The organism is Streptomyces paludis (assembly GCF_003344965.1).
In the GTDB taxonomy this organism is placed as follows: Bacteria; Actinomycetota; Actinomycetes; order Streptomycetales; family Streptomycetaceae; genus Streptomyces; species Streptomyces paludis.
In genome coordinates this window covers 2,466,004-2,490,106 of sequence record NZ_CP031194.1, presented here as the reverse complement: position 1 = coordinate 2,490,106, position 24,103 = coordinate 2,466,004, and the positions used below count along the sequence as shown (strand labels likewise).

General features: G+C 70.0%; 21 protein-coding genes. 8 read left to right on the top strand and 13 right to left on the bottom strand.

The genetic code is table 11. The features are described from left to right. The first annotated feature begins 158 nt into the window (after positions 1-158). Entirely contained in the window at positions 159-614 is a 456-nt protein-coding gene (locus DVK44_RS10700) for an NUDIX domain-containing protein (RefSeq protein WP_114659463.1), read from the top strand. A 41-nt stretch (positions 615-655) separates the two neighbouring features. After that, positions 656-1,597, top strand: a complete 942-nt coding sequence (locus DVK44_RS10695; RefSeq protein WP_114659462.1) for a hypothetical protein — start codon at positions 656-658, stop codon at positions 1,595-1,597. 113 nt (positions 1,598-1,710) lie between these two features. On the opposite strand, the gene DVK44_RS10690 is transcribed toward DVK44_RS10695, so the two are convergent. The 3 genes from DVK44_RS10690 to DVK44_RS10680 form a co-directional block, all read right to left on the bottom strand. Next, on the bottom strand, positions 1,711-2,559 hold the full coding sequence (locus tag DVK44_RS10690) for a nickel/cobalt transporter (RefSeq protein ID WP_114659461.1): 849 nt from the start codon (positions 2,557-2,559) through the stop codon (positions 1,711-1,713). Next, positions 2,556-3,356 (bottom strand): hypothetical protein, encoded by an 801-nt coding sequence (locus DVK44_RS10685; RefSeq protein WP_114659460.1) that lies wholly within the window; start codon positions 3,354-3,356, stop codon positions 2,556-2,558. Before DVK44_RS10685 ends, DVK44_RS10690 begins: the two co-directional genes overlap by 4 nt. A 129-nt stretch (positions 3,357-3,485) precedes the next feature. Then, entirely contained in the window at positions 3,486-5,156 is a 1,671-nt protein-coding gene (locus DVK44_RS10680; protein ID WP_228447079.1) for a purple acid phosphatase family protein, read from the bottom strand. Positions 5,157-5,477: 321 nt separating this feature from the next. Here DVK44_RS10680 and DVK44_RS10675 point away from each other — a divergent pair, with 321 nt between their 5' ends. Beyond that, positions 5,478-5,990, top strand: a complete 513-nt coding sequence (locus DVK44_RS10675) for a hypothetical protein (protein ID WP_114659458.1) — start codon at positions 5,478-5,480, stop codon at positions 5,988-5,990. A gap of 50 nt (positions 5,991-6,040) precedes the next feature. Here DVK44_RS10675 and DVK44_RS10670 read toward each other — a convergent pair whose 3' ends face one another. The 7 genes from DVK44_RS10670 to DVK44_RS10635 all read right to left on the bottom strand — a co-directional run bounded on the left by DVK44_RS10670 (position 6,041) and on the right by DVK44_RS10635 (position 12,931). After that, positions 6,041-6,391, bottom strand: coding sequence for an SGNH/GDSL hydrolase family protein (locus DVK44_RS10670; RefSeq protein ID WP_114659457.1), 351 nt, complete (start codon positions 6,389-6,391; stop codon positions 6,041-6,043). A gap of 426 nt (positions 6,392-6,817) precedes the next feature. Beyond that, on the bottom strand, positions 6,818-7,309 hold the full coding sequence (locus DVK44_RS10665; protein ID WP_114659456.1) for a hypothetical protein: 492 nt from the start codon (positions 7,307-7,309) through the stop codon (positions 6,818-6,820). A gap of 1,139 nt (positions 7,310-8,448) precedes the next feature. Next, positions 8,449-9,423, bottom strand: coding sequence for a glycine betaine ABC transporter substrate-binding protein (locus DVK44_RS10655; RefSeq protein WP_408055393.1), 975 nt, complete (start codon positions 9,421-9,423; stop codon positions 8,449-8,451). 32 nt (positions 9,424-9,455) lie between these two features. Beyond that, entirely contained in the window at positions 9,456-10,340 is an 885-nt protein-coding gene (locus DVK44_RS10650) for an ABC transporter permease (RefSeq protein ID WP_181957441.1), read from the bottom strand. Then, on the bottom strand, positions 10,337-11,617 hold the full coding sequence (locus DVK44_RS10645; RefSeq protein ID WP_228447596.1) for a betaine/proline/choline family ABC transporter ATP-binding protein: 1,281 nt from the start codon (positions 11,615-11,617) through the stop codon (positions 10,337-10,339). Before DVK44_RS10645 ends, DVK44_RS10650 begins: the two co-directional genes overlap by 4 nt. 94 nt (positions 11,618-11,711) lie before the next feature. Then, complete coding sequence (locus DVK44_RS10640; RefSeq protein WP_114659452.1) at positions 11,712-12,359, bottom strand: ABC transporter permease; 648 nt, start codon at positions 12,357-12,359, stop codon at positions 11,712-11,714. After that, positions 12,356-12,931: an Lrp/AsnC family transcriptional regulator gene (locus DVK44_RS10635; protein ID WP_228447078.1), complete on the bottom strand. Its 576-nt coding sequence runs from the start codon at positions 12,929-12,931 to the stop codon at positions 12,356-12,358. Before DVK44_RS10635 ends, DVK44_RS10640 begins: the two co-directional genes overlap by 4 nt. Positions 12,932-13,157: 226 nt before the next feature. On the opposite strand from DVK44_RS10635, the gene hppD reads away from it, so the two are divergent. Then, positions 13,158-14,237 (top strand): 4-hydroxyphenylpyruvate dioxygenase, encoded by a 1,080-nt coding sequence (gene hppD / locus DVK44_RS10630; protein WP_228447595.1) that lies wholly within the window; start codon positions 13,158-13,160, stop codon positions 14,235-14,237. A gap of 63 nt (positions 14,238-14,300) precedes the next feature. Here hppD and DVK44_RS37605 read toward each other — a convergent pair whose 3' ends face one another. After that, the gene (locus DVK44_RS37605) at positions 14,301-15,896 is read right to left on the bottom strand and encodes a tetratricopeptide repeat protein (protein WP_269439588.1); all 1,596 of its coding nucleotides are present in this window, start codon (positions 15,894-15,896) and stop codon (positions 14,301-14,303) included. 97 nt (positions 15,897-15,993) lie between these two features. Between DVK44_RS37605 and DVK44_RS10620 the strand changes: the two genes are divergently transcribed. Beyond that, the gene (locus DVK44_RS10620; protein WP_114659450.1) at positions 15,994-17,361 is read left to right on the top strand and encodes an FAD-binding oxidoreductase; all 1,368 of its coding nucleotides are present in this window, start codon (positions 15,994-15,996) and stop codon (positions 17,359-17,361) included. A 120-nt stretch (positions 17,362-17,481) separates the two neighbouring features. Here the strand turns inward: DVK44_RS10620 and DVK44_RS10615 are convergent, their stop codons facing one another. Beyond that, complete coding sequence (locus DVK44_RS10615) at positions 17,482-17,958, bottom strand: SsgA family sporulation/cell division regulator (protein ID WP_114659449.1); 477 nt, start codon at positions 17,956-17,958, stop codon at positions 17,482-17,484. Positions 17,959-18,381: 423 nt separating this feature from the next. On the opposite strand from DVK44_RS10615, the gene DVK44_RS10610 reads away from it, so the two are divergent. Next, a complete protein-coding gene (locus DVK44_RS10610; protein ID WP_114659448.1) occupies positions 18,382-20,082 on the top strand; it encodes an RDD family protein in 1,701 nt (566 codons plus the stop codon). Positions 20,083-20,220: 138 nt separating this feature from the next. Further along, the gene (locus DVK44_RS10605; protein ID WP_114659447.1) at positions 20,221-20,946 is read left to right on the top strand and encodes an RDD family protein; all 726 of its coding nucleotides are present in this window, start codon (positions 20,221-20,223) and stop codon (positions 20,944-20,946) included. Here the strand turns inward: DVK44_RS10605 and DVK44_RS10600 are convergent. Next, the gene (locus DVK44_RS10600) at positions 20,932-21,225 is read right to left on the bottom strand and encodes a hypothetical protein (protein ID WP_114659446.1); all 294 of its coding nucleotides are present in this window, start codon (positions 21,223-21,225) and stop codon (positions 20,932-20,934) included. The two genes, DVK44_RS10605 and DVK44_RS10600, sit on opposite strands and share 15 nt — an antisense overlap. Positions 21,226-21,595: 370 nt before the next feature. On the opposite strand from DVK44_RS10600, the gene DVK44_RS10595 reads away from it, so the two are divergent. Beyond that, a complete protein-coding gene (locus DVK44_RS10595) occupies positions 21,596-24,013 on the top strand; it encodes an immune inhibitor A domain-containing protein (protein WP_114659445.1) in 2,418 nt (805 codons plus the stop codon). The last annotated feature ends 90 nt before the right edge of the window (positions 24,014-24,103 follow it).

Below are 24,103 nucleotides of genomic sequence, written 5' to 3'. Positions count from 1 at the left end.
CAGTGCGAGCCCCCGTACGTTCAACCAGCTGGCCGGAGAGACAGATCGAGAGCGTCCGGGCGGGTGCGGAGAAGCCTGGGCGTGACCTGCACCCCACGGCATAGGTTGAGCCAGCATCGCAAGCGCTGGACACCGCTTGCCTTATCGAAAGGGTGCATATGAAGCGAATCATTGCTCGAATGTGGAAGCTCATTCGCGGCCCGCTGCAATGGCGTGTTCTGTGGTTCGCGCACGCCAAATTCATGGTCGGCGTTACGGGCATTGTGCGCAATGAGGCGGGGGAAGTCCTGCTGTTGAAACACCGCATGTGGCCCGCTGACCGCCCGTGGGGTCTTCCTACCGGGTACGCCATCAAGAGTGAGGAATTCCCGAAGACCATTGTTCGGGAGGTCCGAGAAGAAACGGGCCTCGACGTGGTGCCGGGGCGACTGGTTCAGGTGACCAGCGGCTACAAGCTCCGCCTGGAAATCGCGTACGAGGCTCTGCACGTGGGTGGAACGCTCAAGATTGACGACTTCGAGATTCTGGAGGCAAAGTGGTTCAGCCCGGACATGCTCCCGGAGGGGATGCAAGAGTCTCACATTCAGCTCATCAAGTCGGGTACCCCGACTTAACGGAACTGGCCCCGAACGAGTCCGTGACGGGAGCGCGGGCAATGGCGGCCCTCTCTGCCATGCGCGCCGACACGTCCCCACTCACGGGAACGCACCCCGCCCACGTTTTCCACCCGCTCTCGGAAATCCTCAGCCTATGGGCGGCCGACGGGATCGACACCACTCCTTTCCGCGCCGGTGTGGAGAACGCCCAACGTCGTTACACAGGTTACGGGTTGTCGAGGATGCTCCCGCTCGACCGGGTGTTGGTCGGCTGCGAATCCTCGCGCGCTGGGGCCTTCGGCGGATTCCACCACCCGAACCAGGGTTACCGGCATCTCCAAATGGTCGCTGTCATCACCATGCACGGCCCCATGGAACGCCGGAATCCTGAACGCCCCTCGCTGGCGCTGCTCGACCTGCTGCGTGCGTACGCCCATGACTGCCTTCACTACGGATCGCGTCGGCGATATGCGGAGGTGGCAGGCTTGCCAGTCCGTACTCAGTACGGAATCAACTACCGTCGCGTGACCGGACAGTCGTACTCGGTTGCCGATGAGCGCGGAAGCCGCCACACGCGCAACCTCGGAATCGTCATGGAGGGCGCGTGCGACAAGGAAGCGCGCTCCATCACCCGGAAGACCGCTGAACGGTTCGGTTTCACGGAACCCACGGACGTTCTTGGTGCGCTCGCCTTCAGGGACGTGACGGGAACGCTCACCAAAGAGGACAGCCGGCGAGCGGTGGATGTGCCGGAAAGCGCGGAACAGACACAATATGCCGCAGCACTTCGGCACTACGAAATGGGCGTGAACCGGCGGTACTTGCACTTCCTCGAAGAGTTCGCCCCGGGGGAGGAAAATGAGTGCCACACGCGCTTGCTCGCGGCCGTCATCAGCGGCGACACAACGACGCTCGGGGCATGGCTCGACGACCGCCACGGCCCCGGTACGTTCGCGGGACTGTTCCGGACGCCAGGCTACTTCGAGCCGGTGACCGCGTAGGCGGTCGCCTGGTCGGCCCCGTCCGCGCGTCGTTCCGTGGCGTGTGGACGGGGCTATTGCGCGTCCTAGTGCTCGTCCTAGTGCTCGTCCTCGCTTTCGAGTAGCCGCCGGTGTCAGGCCGCGAGTGTGGTGACGGCGGCGAGCAGGTAGAGGCAGCCGCCCGTTGCCACGGTGGCCCCGGCTACGACCGGGGTCCAGGACGCCAGGCGCCGGGCCGCAGTGCCGCCGCTGAAGCGGCGTTCCAGGAAGGCGAAGCCGCTGATGGAGGCGGCGCCGACGCCTGTCAGGGTCAGCGCCATCCCGATGCCGAACACGATGACCAGGACGACGGCGCCCAGGGCGCGGCCGGTCAGCAGGCCGCTCACGAGCACCAGGAAGGCGGACGGGGAAGGCAGTAGACCCCCGGAGAGCGCGAGAGCGGCCAGGCCGCGCCGGGACCAGGGGTCGGTCGGAGGCGGAGGCGGAGACGGGTGTTCGTGGGGGTGGGGGTGGGGGTGGTCGCTGTTGACGTCGGCGTGGTCGTGGTCGTGCTTGTGGCCGTGTGCATGGCTGTGCGTGTGGCTGTGGCCGTGCCCGTGGCTATGCCCGTGCCCGCGTCCCCGTACATGCCGGTACACCAGGTTCACCCCCACCCCGACCACCACGATCCCTGCCACCGCCTGCATCCACCCCGTGATCGTCCGCGTACCCGTGGCTGCCAATCCGCTGACGCCCACCCACAACAGGGCGAGTACCAGCACCGAGAAGGTGTGCATCGCGGCGACGATCACCCCGAGGCGCGCCGCGTCACGGTAGCGGCCTCGCGTACCGGCCAGGTAGGCGGCGGTGATGGCCTTGCCGTGGCCGGGGGCGACGGCGTGGGCCGCGCCGACGCCCAGGGCCACGACCAGCGCGACCCAGAAGACCGTACGGCCGTCGAAGAGGGCGACCAGTCGGCTGTCCAGGCTGCCGAGATCCGTCATGTCGCGCTCCCCGAGGGCGTGTTGGTCGTCTGCTGCCGCGCTCTGCGTACTCGGCGCGTGACTGGTACGGCCAGCGCGGCGAGTGCGGCGATGGCGGTGCCCGTGGCCACGGCGGTCACGGTGTTCCGTACGCCGTCGCCGGAGGCGGTGAAGCGCAGCCGGTGGGTCGGGGCGGCGGAGGTGAAGAGGGACTGCTTGGGGGTGGCGGCGCCCTCCGCCGTGAGCATCGTGCGGTACGACTCGTTCAGATCGGTGAGCGGGCTGAGCGTGACATCCGCCTCCACCAGCGGTTCCGGGCAGTCGAAGGTGAAGCGGGCCCCCTGGTCGAGCAGCCCCTCCAGCGGTGCCACCGTGGCCCGGCACGCGCGTCCGGCCTGGCGGACCTCGATATGCCGCAGCAGGTACGTGTGGACGGCCTTGGAGCGCTGGAGCTTCTGTTCGCCGGTCAGCTCGGTGAAGGCCGGGTCGTCGTCGGGAGAGTCGAAGGCGCGCAGCGAATGGCCCAGCGCGACCCAGTCGTCCGCCTCGGCCTGCCAGGAGAGGGAGATCCGGGAACCCTGCGCGCTGATCCCGGCGGTCGACGGCGGCCCGAAGGGGTGCGCGGACGCGGGCGGGGCCGCGAGGGCGAGGGCGAGGGAAGCCAGGGATACGAGGGGTACGAGGGTTACGAGCAGCGCTGCGGCCCGTACGACCGTAACCCTGCGGGCCCGGGACCGGGACTGGGCCCGGACCGCCCGGGACGCGGCCCCGGTGCCGCGCGCCGGTCCTTGCGCTCGTGGCGGCTGGTCGGTGGTCAAGGGATCTGTTCTCCTGAGCGGCCGGGGCGAGGGGTCAGTCGAGGGGCGGAGCGCGCACACCCCCGCCGGGACCCGAGCCTCCGGCTCCGTCCCGGCGGGGAGGTGAACGGTGCGAGAACGCCGACCGAATCAGTTGGTGACGGTGATGACCGGGCTGGTGATCTTCTGGTTCTTGCTCTCCAGGTGGATCACGTACGTGCCCTTGGGCATGGTCAGCGGGTTCAGCCGGGCCGTGTGCCGCAGCCGCCCCAGCTCGTCGGCCTTCGCCACGCCGATCGGCAGCTGAAGGATGACCTTCTTGCCGTCCGTGCGCCGCATGGACACGGTCGCCGACTCGCCCGGGTCGTAACCGAAGGCCGAGACGTCCACAGTGCCGAGCCGGTTGGACACCTTCGTCTTGTCGACGGTGACGTGCTCGCCCACGGAGTTCTCCGGGGTGCGGATCTCGTTGACCGTCTTCTCGCCCTTGGCGTTCTTGCGGACGGTGAACCCGTCGAAGTGCTCGCCGTTGGCGTACCGGGCCTCGAAGCGCAGCTGGTCCTTCTCCACGTCGATCAGCTGGTAGAGCTGGGTGCGCTCGCTGTTGGCGACCGGCTCGGCGCCGTTGCCCGTCCAGTTGGCGCCGTTGTTGAGCGCGTACATCTTGCCGCCGGAGACGGAGACGACGTACGTGACACCGTTGTGCGTGGTGACGCTCTTGCGGTTCTCGGTCTTGTTGCCGCGCCCGTAACTGTGGTCGTGGCCCTGGAGGACCAGGTCCACACCGTACTTCTCGAAGAGCGGGCCCCACTGGTCGCGTACGGCGGCGTTGTTGCGGGAGCCGGTCGTGGAGTAGACGGGGTGGTGGAAGGTGACGGCCGTCCACTTGTTGGGGTTGTTCTTGAGCAGGCCCTCCAGCCAGGCGGTCTGGGCGGCCATCAGCTTGGCGTCGCTCTGCACATTGGAGTCCAGGGCGATGAAGCGCACGCCCTGGTAGTCCACGGTGTACGCGGTCTGCTTCAGCGCGGCGTCACCGGGGCCGTTGTCCGGGTACGGGAACTGCGGGCGCCAGAAGTTCGACAGGCCGTTGCTGTACTCGTGGTTGCCCGGCACCGAGATGCTGTTGACCTGCGCGTCGATGAAGCTGCCGGCCTGGTACCACTGGCCCCACTGCTCCTCGCTGTTGGCCGTGTCGATGAGGTCACCGGCGTTGACGACCACCTTGGCCTCGGGCCGGTCCGCGAACGCCTTGCGGAAGACGCGCGGGACCGCCGAGTCGATGTAGTTCTGCGCGTCGCCGTAGTAGATGAAGGAGAACGGCTTCAACTCGGCGGCGGCCGTGGTGAAGTCGGTCCACGGGCTCCAGTTGGTGCCGTCACCGACGCGGTAGGTGTAGCGGGTGGCTGGCTTGAGGCCGGTGAACTGCGCGGTGTGGTACGTGGAGGCGTAACCGAGCGAGGTGTTGACCGAGTTGGTCGCCTCCGCCTGTACGGAGGTGACCGCGCCCGCCGCCGGGGCCACATCACCGAGCGCGCGCGGCGCCTCCATGAACTGCGCCTGAGCGTAAGGGGCTTCGGCCTTGGCGCGCCAGGTCACCTTCTGGCTGGTGGCGGGGGTGGTGGTGGGCGTGAGCAGGATGCGGTCCGGTATCGCGGACGGCTTGTGGACCTCGGCGGCGGGGACCTTGACGGGAGGCGTCGCGTTGTCGCCGAAGGCGGCGGGGCCGGCCACCACACCGGCGACGACCAGGACGGCGACACCGGTCGTGGTGATCTTCACGCGGCGGGAGGCATGGGTCCAGGGGCTTCTGACATCGTTCACAGGAGAGCCGTATCCCTTTGAGGAGAGAAAGCACGTAAAAGCGCGTTCCATGGCGGTTGCCTGGATTGCCAGAAATTTAATCAGCGTTGACTTAACTTTTACTTATGTTGATCTGTACGGCGGCGGAACAGTGGCGCGGTGGCGCGCCGAGCCGCGTGCCCGTTTGTCGTCGGCTGTCCGCCTGGGCTTTGCCCGTACGGGATCTGACGTTCATTCGGCGCCGCCTATGGTCGGTCGGTACCGAGGGGGCACGCCGCCCCCTTCTCAGCCCCCTCTTCTCTGCCCTCCCGACTACCCGTTCTCCCCGGTCAGGTGGATGCCGTGCTGGATGCCGTGCCTCTTGCGCCCGTACGCCGACGTCGAACTCCCCGGCTGCTGGCCGCCGTTCCCAGCCTGCTCGCGCTGGGGACGCTGCTGGTCGAGCCCTCGCCCACGGTCATGCGCAAGGACGACACCTTCATTACGGCCGCGACGCCGGGCATCCTCAACATCGAGGGCGCGGAGTGCTTCACCGACCCCACGTACTCCGTGACGGCCGACGAGAAGGTCGTGCTCTACCGCGCGTGCGACGAGGGCGCGGCAAACCAGTCGTACGGCTTCCTGCTGGCCGACGACGGCGCCTATGACCGCCCCGCGCTCGCGGAGTTCGCCCGGCGCGGCTGCGAGCGCGGCTTCCGCGAGCAGTGGGGCGAGCGGGAGACGGCGGAGTCCGCGCTCGACTTCTATCCGGTCCTGCCGACGGCGGAGACGTGGGCGGGCGGCGACCGCGACATCATGTGCGTGGTCTACAGCCCGCGCGGGGAGCTGACGAAGTCGATGCTGCCCCTGCTCTGAGGCGGGGCGGCCATCTGTATGCCCCCACCCCTCCTCTGCCCCCTCCGCGATCAGATCCAGCGCTGAGCCGCCTCGACGCTGGTGTCCGGGCCGGTGTTGAAGGCCACGGCGGCCTGCGGCGCGTACCGCCGGACCAGGTTCACGATGCGCTCGAACTGGACGAGCGCCGGCTCGGGCGTACGGACACCGGCGCCGATGACGACGACATCCCACGGCCGGTCGGCCAACTGCGCCACGAGGGCGGGCTCGGTGGACTCGTCCGCCGTGACCAGGGCCGCGGTCGCGCTGATGCCGAGCCCCTCGAAGCGGGCCATCTCCTGGTCGAGCTGCTTGAGCAGGGCCTCGGCGTCGGAGTCCGGGATGGAGTGCGGGTCATAACCAACAATCAGTACGGAAGGCATGGCGCCAACCTACTGAACTCCGGCCGTGGAGCGGGGGCGTTCCGCGACAGATGCCACCTCAGGGATGATTTCGGCAGGGACGGTGGCGGGGGCTACGGCGACTGGGCGGATGGCCCGATGAACGCAGCGGGCACCGATCAGGGAGCCGACGCTCGCCGGTACGAAGTGCAGCAGCACCCATCCGTTCCAGACGAACACGCTGATCACCCCCGTCACATGGACCGCCGCCGCCAGCGCATACACCGCGGCAAGTTCCCATGCCGCACGTCTTGTCCAGCCGTTCATTCCGTCCCCGTCCCCGTCCCCGTACAGCCCGCACATCGCGGGTGCCACTACAACCAATTGATCATGGTCGCGGTTCTTGGGAAAGTGAGATTCGTCGGCGAATGGGTGATGGGTGACGGGTGATAGGGGATGGGTTACGGGCTACGGCTTCCCCTTGGCCGGGCGGCCACCCGCCAGCCGGGCCCTGACCCGTCTCGCCCATGCCTCTGAGGGCCATATCGCCGGGGACAGGAAGAGGAACCCGGCTATCAGGGCCGTCGGGACGAGAAAGGCGGCACTGGCGAGGAAGTCGCCCAGCCCGGCGATCGAGTCAGCCCAGGTGCCCTCGCGGAAGGCCAGCCCGAGGAGCGGGCCATTGACCACGAGGACGAGCAGGGTCGTGGCCATGACGCCGAGAAACGCCACGGCCCGCCAGCCGAATCCCGAGGGCCGGAGATCCTCCCCGGGGAGCACCAGCCCCGGAGTGGGCCGGGGGTAGAGAAACGGCCGGAGGACCACCAGCCACAGGGCAAGCACCCAGCCCCAGAGGGGGAAGCCGTCAAACAGGCTGCGCCACCCGTCCCAGCCAGTCCTGATCGCCTGACCGGACGACGCTACCCAGATGAGCCACAGGAAGGCCAAGGACACAGCCACCCGGTTAGCTGTCCATACATCAGGGCTTCGATGGTTCACAGTTCTCCTGCTCTCTTGCTGCGTTACGGTCGCCCACCGGATGCCCGGCGTCAAGGCGCCGACGTGCGGCGACTTGGGACTCATGTGCTGCTGGGCGCGGTGGGGTTGTTGGGTGCAGGTTAGAGCGGCGTTGAGTGGGGTGGGTTGGTGGTGGGGGTTGTTGGGTGTGGGGCCGCCCCTCCGGCCTTTGAGTGTCGCGTCTCCGGTGGAGGTGTAAAGGGCGCTCCTTCGTCGCGTCGGCTGCGCCGACTGCGCTGCGCTCCGCCCTTGACACCTCCTCCGGAGTCGCAAGTGCGGGTGCGGGAGGGGCGGCCGGGGGGAAGGGGGGCCCAGGAGGTGGCGCCGTTCTGCCGGTCGGTTCAGGGTCCGGCGGCCTGGTGGGCCCTGCGGGGCTGCGCGGCAGAGGAATGGGGCGGTCCCACACCGGCTCAGCGGCCAACGGTCCGCTGTTTGCTGAGACTCAAGCCCCGCTGGGCACCGAGTGTGGGTTGTGGGGTTGCTGGGGCGTGTGTGACAACAAGTGGGTCCCTGAAGGCCGTCCATGCGTCCTGGAGTGCCGCTAACGCACCTGAGGACGCATGTGCCGCCCAAAGAGACCTCCAATCGCCCCCCAAATCGCCCCATATCGGGCGGATCGGCAGGGGGGTGGCCCGCAGACCCGAGCCGGGCCGCAGAACCCGTCCGCCTTCCGGGCACCACAGCGCAACGGTGACCAGCGGGGCTTGAGTCGCAACCAACAGCGGACCGTTGGCCGCTGAGCCGGGGCCGAGTCACCCCATTCCTCTGTCGCGCGCCCCGCAGGGCCCACCCACCCGCCAGCCCCTGAACCGAGTGGCAGAACGGCACCACCCCTCGGGCCCCCTCCCCCCGGCCGCCCCCCTCTCCCGTACACGCGCCGGAAGGGGAGGTGTCAAGGGCGTAGCGCAGCGGAGTCGGCGCAGCCGACGCGACGAAGGAGCGCCCTTTACACCTCCCCTGGAGGCGCGACACTGGCGAAAGGAGGGGCGGCCCAGCGCCAAGCACCTTGCTCCCGTACACCCCGCTCTACCTCTTGGTACTGACCCGCAGACAACAACCCCACCCGGCACCCGGCCCTAGCCCTAGCCCTTCTTGATGAAGCCCTCCTTGATCAGCCACTGCTTCGCCACGTTGTGCGGGTCCTCGCCCGCCACGTCCACCTGGGCGTTCAGCTCCTGGGCGACCTTGGTGTTCAGGCGTTTCGAGAGCGGGTCGAGGAGCTTTGCGATCTGGGGGTGCTTCTTGAAGGTGGCCGCGTGGATGACCGGGGCCGCGTTGTAGAGGGGGAAGAAGTGGCGGTCGTCGGCGAGGATGTCGAGGTGCAGCGCCTGGATGCGGCCGTCCGTGGTGAAGACCTCGCCCAGCAGGCAGGCGCCCTTGGCGACCTGGGTGTAGACGATGCCGGCGTCCATCTTCTTGATCTGGGACGCGGACAGGGGCATGTCGTACGCCTTCTGCATGCCGGTGAGGCCGTCGTCGCGGGAGGCGAATTCGTTCTCCACGCAGACGCTGACCGCCGACGGGTTCTTCCTCGCCAGCGCTGCCGCGTCGGAGAGTGTCCTGAGCTTGTACTTCTTGTTGTTGGCCTGGTTGATGCCCAGTGAGTAGGTGTTGTTGAGGGTCGACTGCGGCAGCCAGACCACGCCGTGCGCGCGGTCGGCGTTGCGGACGGCCGCCCACTGCTTCTGGCTGTTCTGGATCGGCTTCTCATGGCCCAGATAGGTGATCCACGCCGTACCCGTGTACTCGTACATCGCGTCGGCGTCGCCCTTGACGATCGCCTCGCGCGCGCTGATCGAGCCGGGGAGGTTCGTACGGTCCAGGACCTCCGCGCCCGCCGCCTTGAAGATCAGGCCGATCATCTCGCCGAGGATGATGTTCTCGCTGAAGTTCTTCGAAGTGACCGTCAGAGAGGCGCCCTTCAGTGGTTTGCCCGCGCCCAGCCGGCCCGGTTCGACGTTGTCCACCATCGGGGAGCCGCTCTTCAGGCCGCAGCCCGCCAGACCCGCCAGTCCCGCCAGCACTGTCAGGGTTGCCAGCGCCGTCCGGGTCGTCAGCGCCGTCCGGGAAGTCGTCCGACAGCTGCGCATCAGATCGTCTCCAGTCCGTGCGGCGTCAGGACGACCTCCACCAGCGACGCCAGCCAGTCCACGATCAGCGCCAGGCACACCGTCAGTACGGAACCGATGATCAGCACCGGCATCCGCTGCGTCTGGATCCCCGAGGTGATCAGGTCACCGAGCCCGCCGCCCCCGCCGAACGTCGCGAGTGTCGCCGTACCGACGTTCAGGACGAGGGCCGTCCGTACCCCCGCGAGGATCAGCGGTACCGCCAGCGGCAGTTCCACCCTCGCCAGCGTGCCCCGCCCCGACATGCCGATGCCCTTGGCCGCCTCCACCAGGCCCGGATCGATCGCCCGCAGCCCGGCCACCGTATTGGCCAGCACCGGCAGTACGGCGTACACGACCATCCCCGCGATCGCCGTCGACGGCCCGATCCCCAGCCAGATCACCAGCAGCGCCAGCAGCCCGATCGCGGGCGCCGCCTGCCCGATGTTGGCGAGCGCCGTGACCCCCGGCGCGGCCTTCCGCAGCGCGGGCCGGGTCAGCGCGATACCCAGCGGCAGCGCGATGACCAGCACCCAGAACGTGGAGATCGCGGTCAGCTGGATGTGCTGCCACAGCCGCAGCTGCACATTGCCCCCGCTCAGCGAGTTCCTGGCGATCGAGTCGAGGTGGGTGTCGCTGACGTACAGCCAGGTCAGCAGCAGGATCACGACGACCGCCCCCGGCACCGTCACCAGCTTCCGCCAGGTGATCCGGCGCCGCAGCCCCCTGAGCCGCGCACCGCGCAGTCCGACCGCCGGGTCGGGTGCCGGGCCGCTGGGCGGCGACGGAGTGGGGTCCTCCGCCTCCTCCCAGGCCGGCCGGTCCGGCGGCGGCGGGCCACCGCTCCACCGCGTGGCCGCGTTCACGCGCCCGCTCCGCCCGGTCCGCCCGCTCCGCCCGGTCCGCCCGGTCCGTCGGCCTCATCCACCCGGCTGGCGCCGTCCGTGGCCCCCGCCCCGCCTGCCTCGCCCGCGCGGCCGGTCCCGTCGAGCAGCTCCGCCTGCTCGTGCTGGTGCTCGAACGCGGCCAGCCGGTCCGCCTCCAGCATCTCGTGCACGGAGTTGATCAGCGTCTCCATGTCGACCACCCCGATGTACTCCCCGCGCCGCCCCGTCACCGCCACCCGGCCGCCGCTGTCGATCAGGACCGCCTCCAGCGCGTCGCGCAGGGTCGCGTCCCGGGTCACCGTGTCGTGCACCAACTGGCCCGCGCGCGCCAGCGATCCCTTCGCGCGCATCAGATCGCCGCGCCGCAGCCACTTGTACGGACGGTTCCGCCGGTCCAGCATCAGCAGCTCGTTGTGCGGGCCCGCGCGCAGCTTGTTGAAGATCGACTGGAGCGGGTCGTCGACGGTCACCGTCGGGAAGTCTGCGATCTCCACCTCCCGTACGCGCGTCAGATTCAGCCGCTTCAGCGCCGCGCCCGCCCCCACGAAACCGGAGACGAAGTCGTCCGCCGGATTGGTGAGGAGCGCCTCCGGTGTGTCGAACTGCGCGATCTGCGACCGCTCCCGCAGCACCGCGATCCGGTCCCCGAGCTTGATCGCCTCGTCGAAGTCGTGCGTCACGAACACGATCGTCTTGTGCAGCTCGTGCTGGAGCCGGATCAGCTCGTCCTGGAGATGGTCGCGGGTGATCGGGTCGACCGCGCCGAACGGTTCGTCCATCAGCAGTACGGGCGGATCCGCCGCCAGCGCCCGCGCCACCCCCACCCGCTGCTGCTGCCCGCCCGACAACTGGCGCGGATAGCGGCCGTGGAACTCACGCGGATCGAGCCCGACCAGATCGAGCATCTCCTCGACCCGGTCCCGTACCCGCGCCTTGGACCAGCCCACCATCCTCGGTACGAGCGCGATGTTCTCGGCGACCGTCATGTGCGGGAAGAGGCCGGACGACTGGATCGCGTAGCCGACCCGGCGGCGCAGCTTCACCGGGTCGATATCGGTCACGTCCTCGTCGCCGATGGTGATCCGGCCGCTGGTCGGCTCGATCAGCCGGTTGATCATCTTGAGGGTGGTCGACTTGCCGCAGCCCGACGGGCCCACCAGGATCACCGTCTCGCCGGGCCTGATCTCCATGTGTACGTCGTCCACGGCCGGCTGCTTGCTGCCCGGATAGCGCTTGGTGAGGCCCTCCAGCAGGATGCCGGCCCCGGAGCTGGAGGCCGCGGGCCGCGTCTCGGGCGCCTCGTACGCCCCGTGCGTCTCGTGCGTCTCGTACGAACCCGGCGGCTTCTCCTCAGACACGGATCCCCCTCGGGATGGTCAGCCTGCCCAGCAGGATGTACGCGGCATCGAAGAGCAGCGCCAGGATGACGATCCCGAGCGTCCCCGCGAGCACCTGGTTCAGCGCGTTCGCGCTGCCCAGCGAGGCGATCCCGCGGAAGATCTCATTGCCGAGCCCCGGCCCCGAGGCGTACGCGGCGATCGCGGCGATCCCCATCAGCATCTGGGTGGAGACCCTGATACCCGTAAGGATCGGCGGCCAGGCCAGCGGCAGTTCGACCCGGAGCATCCGGGCCGTACGGGACATCCCGATGCCCTTGGCCGCGTCCACCAGCGCCGGATCCACCCCGCGCAGCCCGACGACGGTGTTACGGACGACCGGCAGCAGCCCGTACAGCGTCAGGGTGATCACGGTGGGGGCGACCCCGAGACCGACCACGGGGATCAGCAGACCGATCGCGGCGAGGGAGGGGATGGTCAGCATCGAGGCGGTGGAGAGGATGGCCAGATTCCCGCCCCAGGAGCTGCGGTAGCTCACGACGCCGATCAGCACGCCCAGCGCGGTGGCGATCACCATGCACTGGAACACGGCGCTGACGTGCTGGAACCCGTCGGTGAGCAGTTGGCCGCGCTGGCTGTCCAGATAGCCCCAGAAACTCAACTGTGCTCCTCTCCCACTCGCTCTCGCACACGCGCCGCCGTTCCCGCCGCCGTTCCCGCCGCCGTTCCCGACCCCGCTCCCGACCCCGTTCCCGCCCGCTGCCGTGCCGCCTGCTCCACCAGCGGGATGATCCGCAGGGGTACGGGGTTCTCCATGACGATCGCCGTGGAGGCCCGGACAATGCCATCAAACCCGACAACCCGGTCGATCACTCGCTGAAGATCGGCGTTCGAGCGGGCCACGAGCCGGCACAGCATGTCGCCCTGGCCGGTCGTGGTGTGCAGTTCGAGAACCTCGGGCACGGTCGCCAAGTGGGCCCGTACGGCGACGCCTTTCCCCTGCTTGATCTCCAGCGTGGCGAACGCCGTGACCGGATAGCCGAGCGCCGCCGGGTCGACCGTCGGGCCGAATCCCCGGATCACTCCATTCGACTGAAGCCGGTCCAGCCGCGCCTGTACGGTCCCGCGCGCCACCCCCAGCCGCCGCGACGCCTCCAGCACGCCGATCCGGGGCTCCCGCGCCAGCAGGACGATCAGTCTGCCGTCGAGTTCGTCGATGCCGTCGGTCGTCATGCGCCATCTCCCCTGTCGCGTGAGTCAAACATGGTCATCATGTGCAGACAGCCGAGTGGATTCCGCCCGCTGCTGTACAGATTGCCCAGCGAAAACATGAACTATTGCGCACCTTGTGAAGCGGCGAGACGCTGGCCCCATGGCTGACACCGCAGTGCACAGCGCCGCCGCCCCCGTCCCCTCGCGCCCTCCGAGCCCGGCCACCGACGCCTTCCCCGTCAAGGGGATGGACGCGGTCGTCTTCGCCGTCGGCAACGCCAAGCAGGCCGCGCACTACTACTCCACGGCCTTCGGCATGAAGCTCGTCGCCTACGCGGGACCGGAGAACGGCAGCCGCGAGACCGCCAGTTACGTCCTGGTCAACGGCGCGGCCCGGTTCGTGTTCACATCGGTCATCAAGCCGTCCACCGACTGGGGCCGCTTCCTCGCCGCGCATGTCGCCGCCCACGGCGACGGGGTCGTCGACCTCGCGATCGAGGTGCCGGACGCGCGGACCGCGTACGCGTACGCCGTCGAGCACGGCGCGCGCGGCATCGAGGAGCCGTACGAGAGCAAGGACGAGCACGGGACCGTCGTCCGGGCCGTCATCGCCACGTACGGCGAGACCCGGCACACCCTGGTCGAGCGCTCCGGCTACGACGGTCCGTACCTCCCGGGCTTCGACGCCGCCGAACCGATCGTCGAGCCGCCCGCCCGCCGTACCTTCCAGGCCATCGACCACTGCGTGGGCAATGTCGAACTGGGCCGGATGAATGAATGGGTCGGCTTCTACAACAAGGTCATGGGCTTCACCAACATGAAGGAGTTCGTGGGCGACGACATCGCCACCGAGTACTCCGCGCTCATGTCGAAGGTCGTCGCGGACGGCACCCTCAAGGTCAAGTTCCCGATCAACGAGCCCGCGATCGCCAAGAAGAAGTCGCAGATCGACGAGTACCTGGAGTTCTACGGCGGCGCCGGCGTCCAGCACATCGCCCTCGCGACGAACGACATCGTCGCGTCCGTACGGGCGATGCGGGCGGCGGGCGTACGGTTCCTGGACACCCCGGACTCGTACTACGACACGCTCGGCGAGTGGGCGGGCGACACCCGGGTGCCGGTGGAAACGCTGCGCGAGCTGAAGATCCTGGTCGACCGGGACGAGGACGGCTATCTGCTCCAGATCTTCACCAAGCCGGTCCAGGACCGGCCGACGGTCTTCTTCGAGATGATCGAACGCCATGGCTCGATGGGCTTCGGCAAGGGCAACTTCAAGGCGCTCTTCGAGGCGATCGAGCGCGAGCAGGAGAAGCGCGGCAACCTGTGAGACGAGGGTCGCGGGGAGGGGTACGGGCGGCCCGTACCCCTCCCGCGTCCCTCCCCGCGACCGTTACGTCCCGGACGACGCCGACGCCGATGCTGACGCCTTCGGTGACGGCGACGGTGACGCCTTCGGCGCCCCCGGCTTCCGTACCCGCGTCGGTGCCTCCGGCGGTGCCGTGGCGTCCATCTGCGCCGGTCCGCCGCCCGCCGGTTCGCCCAGGTCGTCCAGCGCGTCCAGCGCCCTCGGCACCAGCAGCGGCGAGAAGTGCGGATCGGTCCGCAGCGCCTCCTCGATATGGCGCCGGGCCGCCCCCGCCATCCCCAGCGACCGTTCGATCTCGCCCCGGTGGTACGCGAACAGCGCGCTGCGCACCCCCTGCTCCGACGCCTTCTTCGCGTACGGCAGCGCCTCCCTCTCCTGCCCGGCCCGGTACAGCGCCCACCCCAGCGCGTCCGCCACCGCCATGCTCCGGCGCCCCTCCCGCCACTCCGACTTCATCCGCAGTACGGCCGCCTGCGGATCGCCGTGGTCGGCCTCGAACCGGGCGAGGACCAGCTCCTCGTTCACCCCGCCCCGCCGCTGGGCCGCCCCGGTCCGCGCGCGCAGGGTCGCGTACTGCGTACGGGCATCGCCGTCCAGGCCCATCGAGTCGTACAACTCGCCCAGTTCCAGGGCGTATTCGGGGTTCGGCTGCTTGCTCAGCGCCGACTGGTAGGCGCGGGACGCCTCGTCCGTCCTGCCCAGCGCGGCCAGCGCCCGGGCCCGGCCCGCCAGCGCGGGGGCATGGTCCCGGGTCACCGCGAGCGCCGCGTCGTAGCGGCCCAGCGCCTCGGTGTGCTCGCCGCGCTGCCCGGCCAGCTCGCCCAGGGTGCCGAGCGCCTGTGTCTTCTCGGCGGGCGAAGCGGCGCGCGCCACCGCCTCGGTCGCCTTCGCCTCCGCGTCCTCGCGCCAGCCCCGGTCGCGGTACACCTCCGCCGCACGGGTGAGCACCGGCGTGTCGGAGCGCAGGTCCTTCAGCTTGGTGAGCGCCTTTCCGGCCGCCGTGTAGTCGCCGAGCCCCCGGTACGCCGTGATCAGCACCGGATACGCCGTCCACTCGGCCGGCCGCCGGGCGCGCAGGCTCTCGCCCCACCGCTTGGCGGCGGCGTAGTCGTGCCGGGCGTTGGCCAGCGCGCCGAGCCCGGCCAGCGCCCCGGGGTTACCGCCGGGCGCGGCCCCCTTCGCCTTGCCGTCGGCCCCGGAAGCGGCCCCGGCCCCCGGGCCTCCCGCCGCCCCGGCGTCCTCGGGCCGTACCGCCAGCGAACGCCGCAGCGCGTGCTCCGCCTTCCCGTAGTCCGCCGGATCGCCCAGCCCGGTCCCGCGCTCCACATACGCCGCGCCGAGCACCGCCCACGCCCCGTCGTCGTCCGGATGGTCCCGTACCCGGGCCTCCCGGTCGCGGACCAGCGCCGCCAGATCCGGCAGGGCCGCCGGGGCGCCCGCGCCGACCGCCGCGAGCGCGCGCGCCTCGGGGCTGGGAGCGGCGGGTCCGCCGCTCCGGTCGGGTACGAACAGCAGCACACCCCCGACCAGTACGGCTCCCACCCCGGCCGCCAGCGCCGCCCTCCTGACCTGCCGGATCGGACCGGTCCGCCGGGTCTGCTCCGTCTTCATGGCGTTCATACGGATTACTGTGCGTCAATACGAAGAGGGGGTCCGGGGTTGCCGGGTGGATCGCAGACGGGTTCACACCGATGGCCCCGGATGCGACGCTGGGCCCATGGATGATCTCCTCGCACAGCTGCGGTCCTCCCTCCCCGCCGACGCGCTGATCACCGATCCCGATGTCATGGCCTCCTACGCCCACGACATGGCGAGCTTCTGCGCGGCGGGCACACCGGCCGTCGTCGTCCTGCCGCGCACGGTCGAACAGGTGCAGCACGTGATGCGCACCGCCACCGCGCTGCGCGTCCCCGTCGTCCCGCAGGGCGCCCGTACCGGGCTGTCCGGGGCCGCGAACGCCACGGACGGGTGCATCGTCCTGTCCCTGACGAAGATGGACCGGATCCTGGAGATCGGCCAGGTCGACCGGATCGCCGTCGTCGAGCCGGGCGTCGTCAACGCGACGCTCTCGCGCGCGGTCGCCGAGGTCGGTCTGTACTACCCGCCGGACCCCTCCAGCTGGGAGACCTGCACCATCGGCGGGAACATCGGCACGGCCTCCGGCGGTCTGTGCTGCGTCAAGTACGGCGTCACCGCGGAGTACGTCCTCGGGCTGGAGGTCGTCCTCGCGGACGGCCGGCTGCTGACCACCGGGCGCCGTACGGCCAAAGGCGTCGCCGGATACGACCTGACGCGGCTCTTCGTCGGCTCGGAGGGCAGCCTCGGCATCGTCGTCAAGGCCGTACTGGCGCTCCGGCCGCTGCCGCCCCGGCAGCTGGTGCTGGCCGCCGAGTTCCCCTCGGCCGCCGCCGCGTGCGATGCCGTCTGCCGGATCATGGAGCGCGGGCACACCCCGTCCCTCCTCGAACTGATGGACGGTACGACCGTACGGGCCGTCAACGCGATGACCCGGATGGGCCTCCCGGAGTCCACCGAGGCGCTGCTGCTCGCGGGCTTCGACACACCGGACCCGGCGGCCGACCTCGCGGCGGTCGGGGAGCTGTGCGTGGCGGCGGGCGCCACCGAAGTGGTGCCCGCCGCGGATGCCGCCGAGTCCGAACTGCTGCTTCAGGCCCGCCGTCAGTCGCTGATCGCGCTGGAGAAGGTCAAGTCGGCCACCATGATCGACGACGTGTGCGTACCGCGCTCCCGGCTCGGCGACATGCTCGACGGCACGGCGGCCATCGCCCGTAAGCACGACCTGACCATCGGCGTCTGCGCGCACGCGGGCGACGGCAACACCCACCCCGTCGTCTGCTTCGACCAGGCCGACCCCGACGAATCCCGCCGGGCCCGCGCCTCGTTCGACGAGATCATGGCGCTCGGCCTGGAACTGGGCGGCACGATCACGGGGGAGCACGGCGTGGGGGTGCTCAAGAAGGAGTGGCTCTCGCGCGAGCTGGGGCCGGTGGGTCTGGAGTTGCAGCGGGGGATCAAGCAGACGTTCGACCCGCTGGGTTTGCTCAACCCGGGCAAGCTGTTCTGAGGGGCGTTACGCACGTGACGGGCGCCTTTCGTGCGCTCGGCGCCCTCCGCGCCCTCCGCCCGACCGGCGTGCCGGACACGGTACGGCCCCCGCGGCCACCCGTGTCCGGCCCCGCCGCCTCTACGCATCGCCGTCCGCCGTGCCGTCCGACGGCCATGGGTCCCGCAGCCACAGATCGTCCGCGGGCAGCGGGGAGAGCAACTCCGTCAGCCCCTCGTCGAGGCCGAGCCGGTCGGCCTCGGTCCCCGGCTCCACGATCCGCAGCGTGCGCTCCACCCACGCCGCCACCGCCACCGACGGCGCCTCCAGCAGCGCGTCGCCGTCCGGCGAGGAGAGCGCGAAGCAGAGCACGCCCCGGCCGGCGACCTTCGTCGGCCAGATCCGTACGTCTCCGTGCCCGCACGGCCGGAACACCCCCTCCACCAGCAGCTCGCGGGCGAAGGTCCAGTGCACGGGGGTGTCCGAACCGATGTGGAAGGTGATGTGCACGGCATACGGATCGTCCGTGCGGTACGTCAGCCGGGCAGGGACGGGGATGCTGCGCTCCGGCGACAGCACCAGACTCAGTTCCAGTTCTCGTTCCACCACGGTGTGCATGAGCGGCACTTCCTCTTCTGGCCAGGGCCCCGGACCGGGGCCGTACCAGATGAGAGGCGCCACCCCGCCGGCTATGACGCGACTTCGGGCAGGAATTTTCGCCGGTCTTCGGTGAGGGGCGAGTGAGGGGCGAGTGAGGGGTGGGTGGAGGGTGCCCGGGCGTTCCGTGGGTACGGGTGTGCGCCGCCTCGTACGCCGTTTCGTATGTCCTGACGAACCGGCCTCGCCCGGTGACCCCGTACCGCGCATCGGCGTCCGGAGAGCGCCGTCCGCGTGCGATTCTTGTCCTCGGTCTCTGTCCTCCGGTCCCCGCGTTCTTCGTTAATGTCTTCCTTGGACAAGCGGCGTGACGCGCCCGGACATGTCCGGCAGCCGACAGCCCGGACAGGTCAAACATGGTGCGAGTGAACGGAGTTGGGGTCATTGGCTACTCCTCCTGGCGACGGCGGGAACGTACCCCGGGAAGGCTTCTACCCGGATCCCTCGATCCCCGGATACGTCCGGTACTGGAACGGTGCCGCCTGGGTGCCCGGTACGAGCCGGCCCGCGCCGCAGGATCCGCCCCCCGAGCGGGGCGCCGAACGGGCCGCCGCGGGGCCCGGCTTCGAGGAGACGGGCCCGGTGTTCCTCGACGAGGGGCCCGCCGGACCGTCCCGGCCGGAACCGGCGTCCGCGTGGCAGGCCGACGCCTCGCGGCAGAGCGGCTTCGGCGGCGACCGTGACGCCCGGATCTCCTGGGGAACTCAGGGTCAGGACCAGGGACAAGGTCAGGGGCAGGGTCAGGGACTGGGACAGGCTCAGGACCCCCGGGTCCCGGGACCGCAGTCCGCCTCCGGGCCGGGCGCCGGGCCCGTCGATCCCCGTATCGGCGTACGGAACCCGGCCGCGAGCCCGTCCGCCGGTGACCCGACCCGTGGCGCGCTGCCCGGCATGCGCGCGCCCGACTCCCCGGACGGCGCGTCGGACCGTACCGCCGTCGCGGGCGCGCCCCCGCCCCCGTCCGAGCCACCGGTTTCGGACGGTACGGTCGCGATCCGGGCCGGCCGGCGCGGCCCCAAGCAGGGGTCCGGCAGCGGCACCGGTACGGGTGTGCCGGACCGGCCGCTGGTGCCGCCGCCGAGCGCGCAGCCCCCGGTGGACAGCACCGTCGCCATCCGCGCCCTGCGGGCCGCCCGGCGCGCGAAGGCCGAGGGCGACGCGGCGGCGGGCCGTACGGGACAGGCCGACGGGACGATGGCGATCCGCGCTCTCAGCCAGGGCGCCATCGAGGCGAGCAAGGCCGCGAAGGCCCTGCCGAGGGTGCCGTCGCAGTCCCCGCCGACCCCACAGCTCCCCCCGGCCCCGCAACTCCCGCCCGCCCCGCAGCTCCAGCCGCCGCAGCCGCAGCAGGCCCCCCAGCTCCAGCAGCCCCAGGCCCCGGCCCCGGCTCAGGCGCAGCCCACCATCGCGCAGGAACCGCCCGCCGCGCCCGCCACCCCCACCACTCCCGACACCCCCATCAGCACCGGCACCGGCGGCGGCGCCACTTCCTGGGCGCAGCAGGTGCACCGGCTCGCCCGCGCGGACGGCGCCGACGAGCCCGTCGTGCCGTGGAAGCCCCCGGTCGAGGACCCGTTCCTCCAGGCGGCCCGCGCCCAGGCCGCGTCCAGACCCGCCGGGCTCGGCAAGCGGCTCGTCGCGCGGCTGATCGACAGCTTGGTGCTGGGCGTCGTCGTCGGCGCGCTCGCCGTGCCGCTGGCGCTCCGGGCCCGTACCCACATCGACGACAAGGTCGAGGCGGCCCGGCAGACCGGAGAGACCGTCACCGTCTGGCTGCTCGACGCGACGACCGCCTCCTACCTCGGCATCGTCATCGCCGCGCTGCTGGTCGTGGGCCTGCTGTACGAGGCGGTGCCGACCGCCAAGTGGGGGCGCACGCTCGGCAAGAAGCTGTGCGGTCTGGACGTGCGCGACATCGAGACGCATGAGGCGCCGGGCTTTGGCGCGGCGCTCCGGCGCTGGCTGGTCTACGGGGTGCTGGGGCTGCTTGTCGTCGGGATCGGCAATGTGCTGTGGTGTCTGGTCGACCGGCCCTGGCGGCAGTGCTGGCACGACAAGGCGGCGCACACCTTCGTCGCGGGCTGACCGTTGCGGGCGTCAGACCGCGCCGCTGGCTGACGCGGCGGCTGACGCCCGGTGAGCTGACGTACCGGCAGGCGCGGCGTTCCTCCGAACGGACGCCGCGCCGTTGCGGGCCCCTGCCCGGCGGGATGCACTGCCCCCATGAGCAACGATCAGCCGCCGCCAGGCCAGCCGCCCGAGGACGACCCGTTCCTCAAGAAGCCCCCGCCGTCCGGGGAGCACCCGCCCTCGGGGGAGCCCCCGACTTCCGGTGGTTCCTCCCCCTACGGGAACGCGTACGGCGGCCCCGGCGGTCCGCCCCCGTCGTCCCCGTACGGCGGCGATCCCTTCGGGGGCAGCTCCTACGGGGGGACCGATCCGCTCGCCGGGATGCCACCGCTCGCGCCGTTCGGCAAGCGGCTGGCGGCGCGGATCATCGACATCCTGATCATCTTCATCCCGCTGGCGATCATCTCGGCCTTCACCGGCGGCGCCTGGGACTCCACGAACGGCGACAGCTGGAACAGCGTCACCAATCAGGTGAACACCGGCCGGCACTGGATCTGGTCGCTGATCTCCCTCGTCGCGTATGTCGGCTACGACACCTATATGACGCGGAAGTACGGTCAGACCCTCGGCAAGCGCTGGATGAAGATCCGCGTCGCGATGCTGAACCACGGCACCATTCCGGACACCAACGCGTCGCTGCTGCGCGCGGCCGTGCTCTGGCTGCCCGCGCTGCTCTGCTGCTTCGTGCTGTGGTGGCTGATCATCCTCGCGACCGTCCTGGCGAGCAAGCCCTACCGGCAGGGCCTGCACGACAAGGCGGCCAGGACGGTCGTCGTATCGGACACCGAGGGGACCTCGACGACCTCAGCGCCGCACTGAGTGCGGCGCCGGTGCAGGTGCGGGTGCGGGTGCCGGCGCACCGGACCCGGCGACGGGCCGGGTGCTTCCGGCATCCCCGGCGACGGGCCGGGTGCCCCGGGCGCGCCCGCGCGGCAGCGGCAGGGTGACGGCGACCAGCAGGCCGAGCGCGAGCGCCGCGACCCCGATCAGCGCGGCCCCGACCCCCGTGGTGGTGCCGGAGAGCAGAAGCATGGCGAGTGTCGAACAGATGATGGTGGCGGAACCGTAGGCGAGCTGTGCGGCAGTCGGACGCGGCATGGCGGAATCCGTCCCTCGAAGCATCGTGTCGGACGACTCACTGTCAGGCGACTCTACGACGGTGGATGCCCGAGGCGGCGGGAAGTAAGCCTGACCTCACCCGCGGTGCCGGTGCACGGGGGGCGCACCGAGTCATTCCCTCCCGGCAAGTGGCCGAAAAAGTGTTCCCGTTGCCCGAATTCCTCCCTGTCCGGCCGCGCGTCCGGATACCGGAAGTGGACGGACGCATAGTGCAGTTGACCTGTGCAAGTCAAGATCTGTCTTTTCTTCTGCAACTCCGGTCCAATGTCGTCACTTATGTCGCGCAGACGCGCGCGGATCCCCCACTTACGGTCCGCGGATCGCGTGCGCCGGGGAGGAAACACATCAAGTGATCAGCTATCGACGGACGAGACGGCTGTCCGCGGTCATCGTGGCGCTCGCCGCCACCGCCGCGACGGCCTCGGCCTTCACCACGGCACAGGCACAGCCCGGGCCCACCGGTCCGGCGGCGGCCCCCACCGGAATCGAGACCCGCGATCCGGCCCCCCAGGAAGGCGTGGTCGAACACGATCTGGAAGGTCCGTTCAGCAAGCAGCAGTCACAGCAGCGCGAGGCCGCGCTCCAGCAGGTCATCTCGGGCGGCGCCAAGATCCAGAAGCGCGGCGGCTCCCAGGTCGTCAAGCTCGACGACAAGAAGTACGTCGAGCTGGGCCGGGAGAAGACCGACAAGATTTTCACCATCCTCGTGGAGTTCGGCGACCAGGTCGACAACGAGACCCTGTACTACCCGCAGGGCCCCTCCGGCCCGTCCGTCGTGAAGTACGGCGGCACGCCCGGTCCCCTGCACAACGAGATAGCCGAACCCGACCGTACGGTCGACAACTCCACCGCCTGGCAGGCCGACTACAGCCAGGAGCACTTCCAGGACCTCTACTTCGGCTCCGGCACGGACCTCAAGGGCCGGCCGAAGGAGTCCCTGAAGACCTACTACGAGAAGACGTCCTCCGGGCGCTACTCGGTCGACGGCCAGGTCTCCGACTGGGTCAAGGTCCCGTGGAACGAGGCCCGTTACGGCTCGAACTACTGCGGCTCCAGCAACTGCGCCAACGTCTGGGACCTGGTCCGCGACGGCGTCAACGCCTGGGTCGCCGACCAGAAGGCGCAGGGCAAGTCCAGCGCCGAGATCAAGGACTACCTCTCCCAGTACGACCAGTGGGACCGGTACGACTACGACAACGACGGCGACTTCAACGAGCCTGACGGCTACATCGACCACTTCCAGATCGTCCACGCCGGTGAGGACGAGTCCGCCGGCGGCGGCGTCCAGGGCTCCGACGCCCTGTGGGCGCACCGCTGGTACGCGTACGGCACCGGCGCGGGCAGCACCGGCCCCGGCGACAACAAGGCCGGCGGCGCCCAGATCGGTGACACCGGCATCTGGGTCGGTGACTACACCATGCAGCCGGAGAACGGCGGACTCGGCGTCTTCGCCCACGAGTACGGCCATGACCTCGGCCTGCCCGACCTGTACGACACCGCGGGCGGCGAGAACTCCACCGGCTTCTGGACGCTGATGTCGTCCGGCTCCTGGCTCGGCACCGGCAAGGACGCGATCGGTGACCTGCCCGGCGACATGACCGCCTGGGACAAACTCCAGCTCGGCTGGCTCGACTACGACCGGGCCAAGGCGGCCACCGCCTCCACGCACAAGCTGGGCGTCTCGGCGTACAACACCAAGAACCCGCAGGCCCTCGTGGTCGATCTGCCCAAGAAGACCCGGACCACCACCGTGGTGAAGCCCGCCCAGGGCGCCACCCAGTGGTGGAGCGGAATGGGTGACGACCTCAAGAACACCCTCACTCGTTCGGTGGATCTGACGGGCAAGTCCTCCGCCGCGCTGGAACTCCAGGGCTGGTGGGACATCGAGGCCGACTACGACTTCCTCTACACCGAGGTCTCCACGGACGGCGGCAGCACGTACACCCCGCTCGACGGCACCGCCGACGGCGCGCCGCTGCCGCGCGACTCCGCCGACAGGCCGGTCCTCACGGACGTGTCGGACGGGTACCGGAAGCTCGTCTTCCCGCTGGACGCCTACGCGGGCCAGAAGCTCGACCTGCGCTTCCGCTACCAGACCGACGGCGGCGTGAGCGGCCTCGGCTTCACCGCCGACGACATCACCCTGACCGCCGACGGCACACCGGTGTTCAGCGACAACGCCGAGACGGCGGACCCCGCTTGGACCGCCAAGGGCTTCTCGCGCATCGGTGAGTCCTTCACCGAGGACTACGACCAGTACTACATCGCGGAGAACCGGCAGTACGTCTCGTACGACAAGACCCTCAAGGTCGGCCCGTACAACTTCGGCTTCACCGCGCCGAACGACGGCAAGGTCGAGCACTACGCGTACCAGAACGGCCTGCTGATCTGGCTCTGGGACACCTCGCAGAAGGACAACAACACCAGCCAGCACGAGGGCGAGGGCCTGATCCTGCCGGTCGACGCGCACGCCAAGCCGCTCAAGTGGTCGGACGGCACGCTGATGCGGGCCAGGATCCAGTCGTACGACTCGACGTTCAGTTGGTGGCCGACGACGGGCATGACGCTCCACAAGGCCGACAAGGCGACGCGCGTAGCGCCGCAGCTCGGGGTGCCGGTCTTCGACGACCGCAAGGGCACGTACTGGAGCGCGGAGAACCCGCGCGCGAGCGTCAAGGTTCCTGACACCAACACCAAGATCAGCATCATCAGCCAGCCGCTGGATGGGCTGACGATGACGGTCAAGGTGGGCAAGTCTGGCAAGTAACCGGGAGTAATCCCAGGTCAGAGCCGTGATCGGCCGTCGCCCCCTAGCGGGCGGCGGCCGATCGTGTTTAGGTGCGTCCTACGGATCCTT

What these genes read in the sequence shown, in the direction of transcription:
- DVK44_RS10700 (WP_114659463.1), top strand. Translation starts at nt 159, where the DNA reads ATGAAGCGAATCATTGCTCGAATGTGGAAGCTCATTCGCGGCCCGCTG.
- DVK44_RS10695 (WP_114659462.1), top strand. Translation starts at nt 656, where the DNA reads ATGGCGGCCCTCTCTGCCATGCGCGCCGACACGTCCCCACTCACGGGA.
- DVK44_RS10690 (WP_114659461.1), bottom strand. Translation starts at nt 2,559, where the DNA reads ATGACGGATCTCGGCAGCCTGGACAGCCGACTGGTCGCCCTCTTCGAC.
- DVK44_RS10670 (WP_114659457.1), bottom strand. Translation starts at nt 6,391, where the DNA reads ATGCCTTCCGTACTGATTGTTGGTTATGACCCGCACTCCATCCCGGAC.
- DVK44_RS10635 (WP_228447078.1), bottom strand. Translation starts at nt 12,931, where the DNA reads ATGACGACCGACGGCATCGACGAACTCGACGGCAGACTGATCGTCCTG.
- hppD (WP_228447595.1), top strand. Translation starts at nt 13,158, where the DNA reads ATGGACGCGGTCGTCTTCGCCGTCGGCAACGCCAAGCAGGCCGCGCAC.
- DVK44_RS37605 (WP_269439588.1), bottom strand. Translation starts at nt 15,896, where the DNA reads ATGAACGCCATGAAGACGGAGCAGACCCGGCGGACCGGTCCGATCCGG.
- DVK44_RS10620 (WP_114659450.1), top strand. Translation starts at nt 15,994, where the DNA reads ATGGATGATCTCCTCGCACAGCTGCGGTCCTCCCTCCCCGCCGACGCG.
- DVK44_RS10615 (WP_114659449.1), bottom strand. Translation starts at nt 17,958, where the DNA reads ATGCACACCGTGGTGGAACGAGAACTGGAACTGAGTCTGGTGCTGTCG.
- DVK44_RS10605 (WP_114659447.1), top strand. Translation starts at nt 20,221, where the DNA reads ATGAGCAACGATCAGCCGCCGCCAGGCCAGCCGCCCGAGGACGACCCG.
- DVK44_RS10600 (WP_114659446.1), bottom strand. Translation starts at nt 21,225, where the DNA reads ATGCCGCGTCCGACTGCCGCACAGCTCGCCTACGGTTCCGCCACCATC.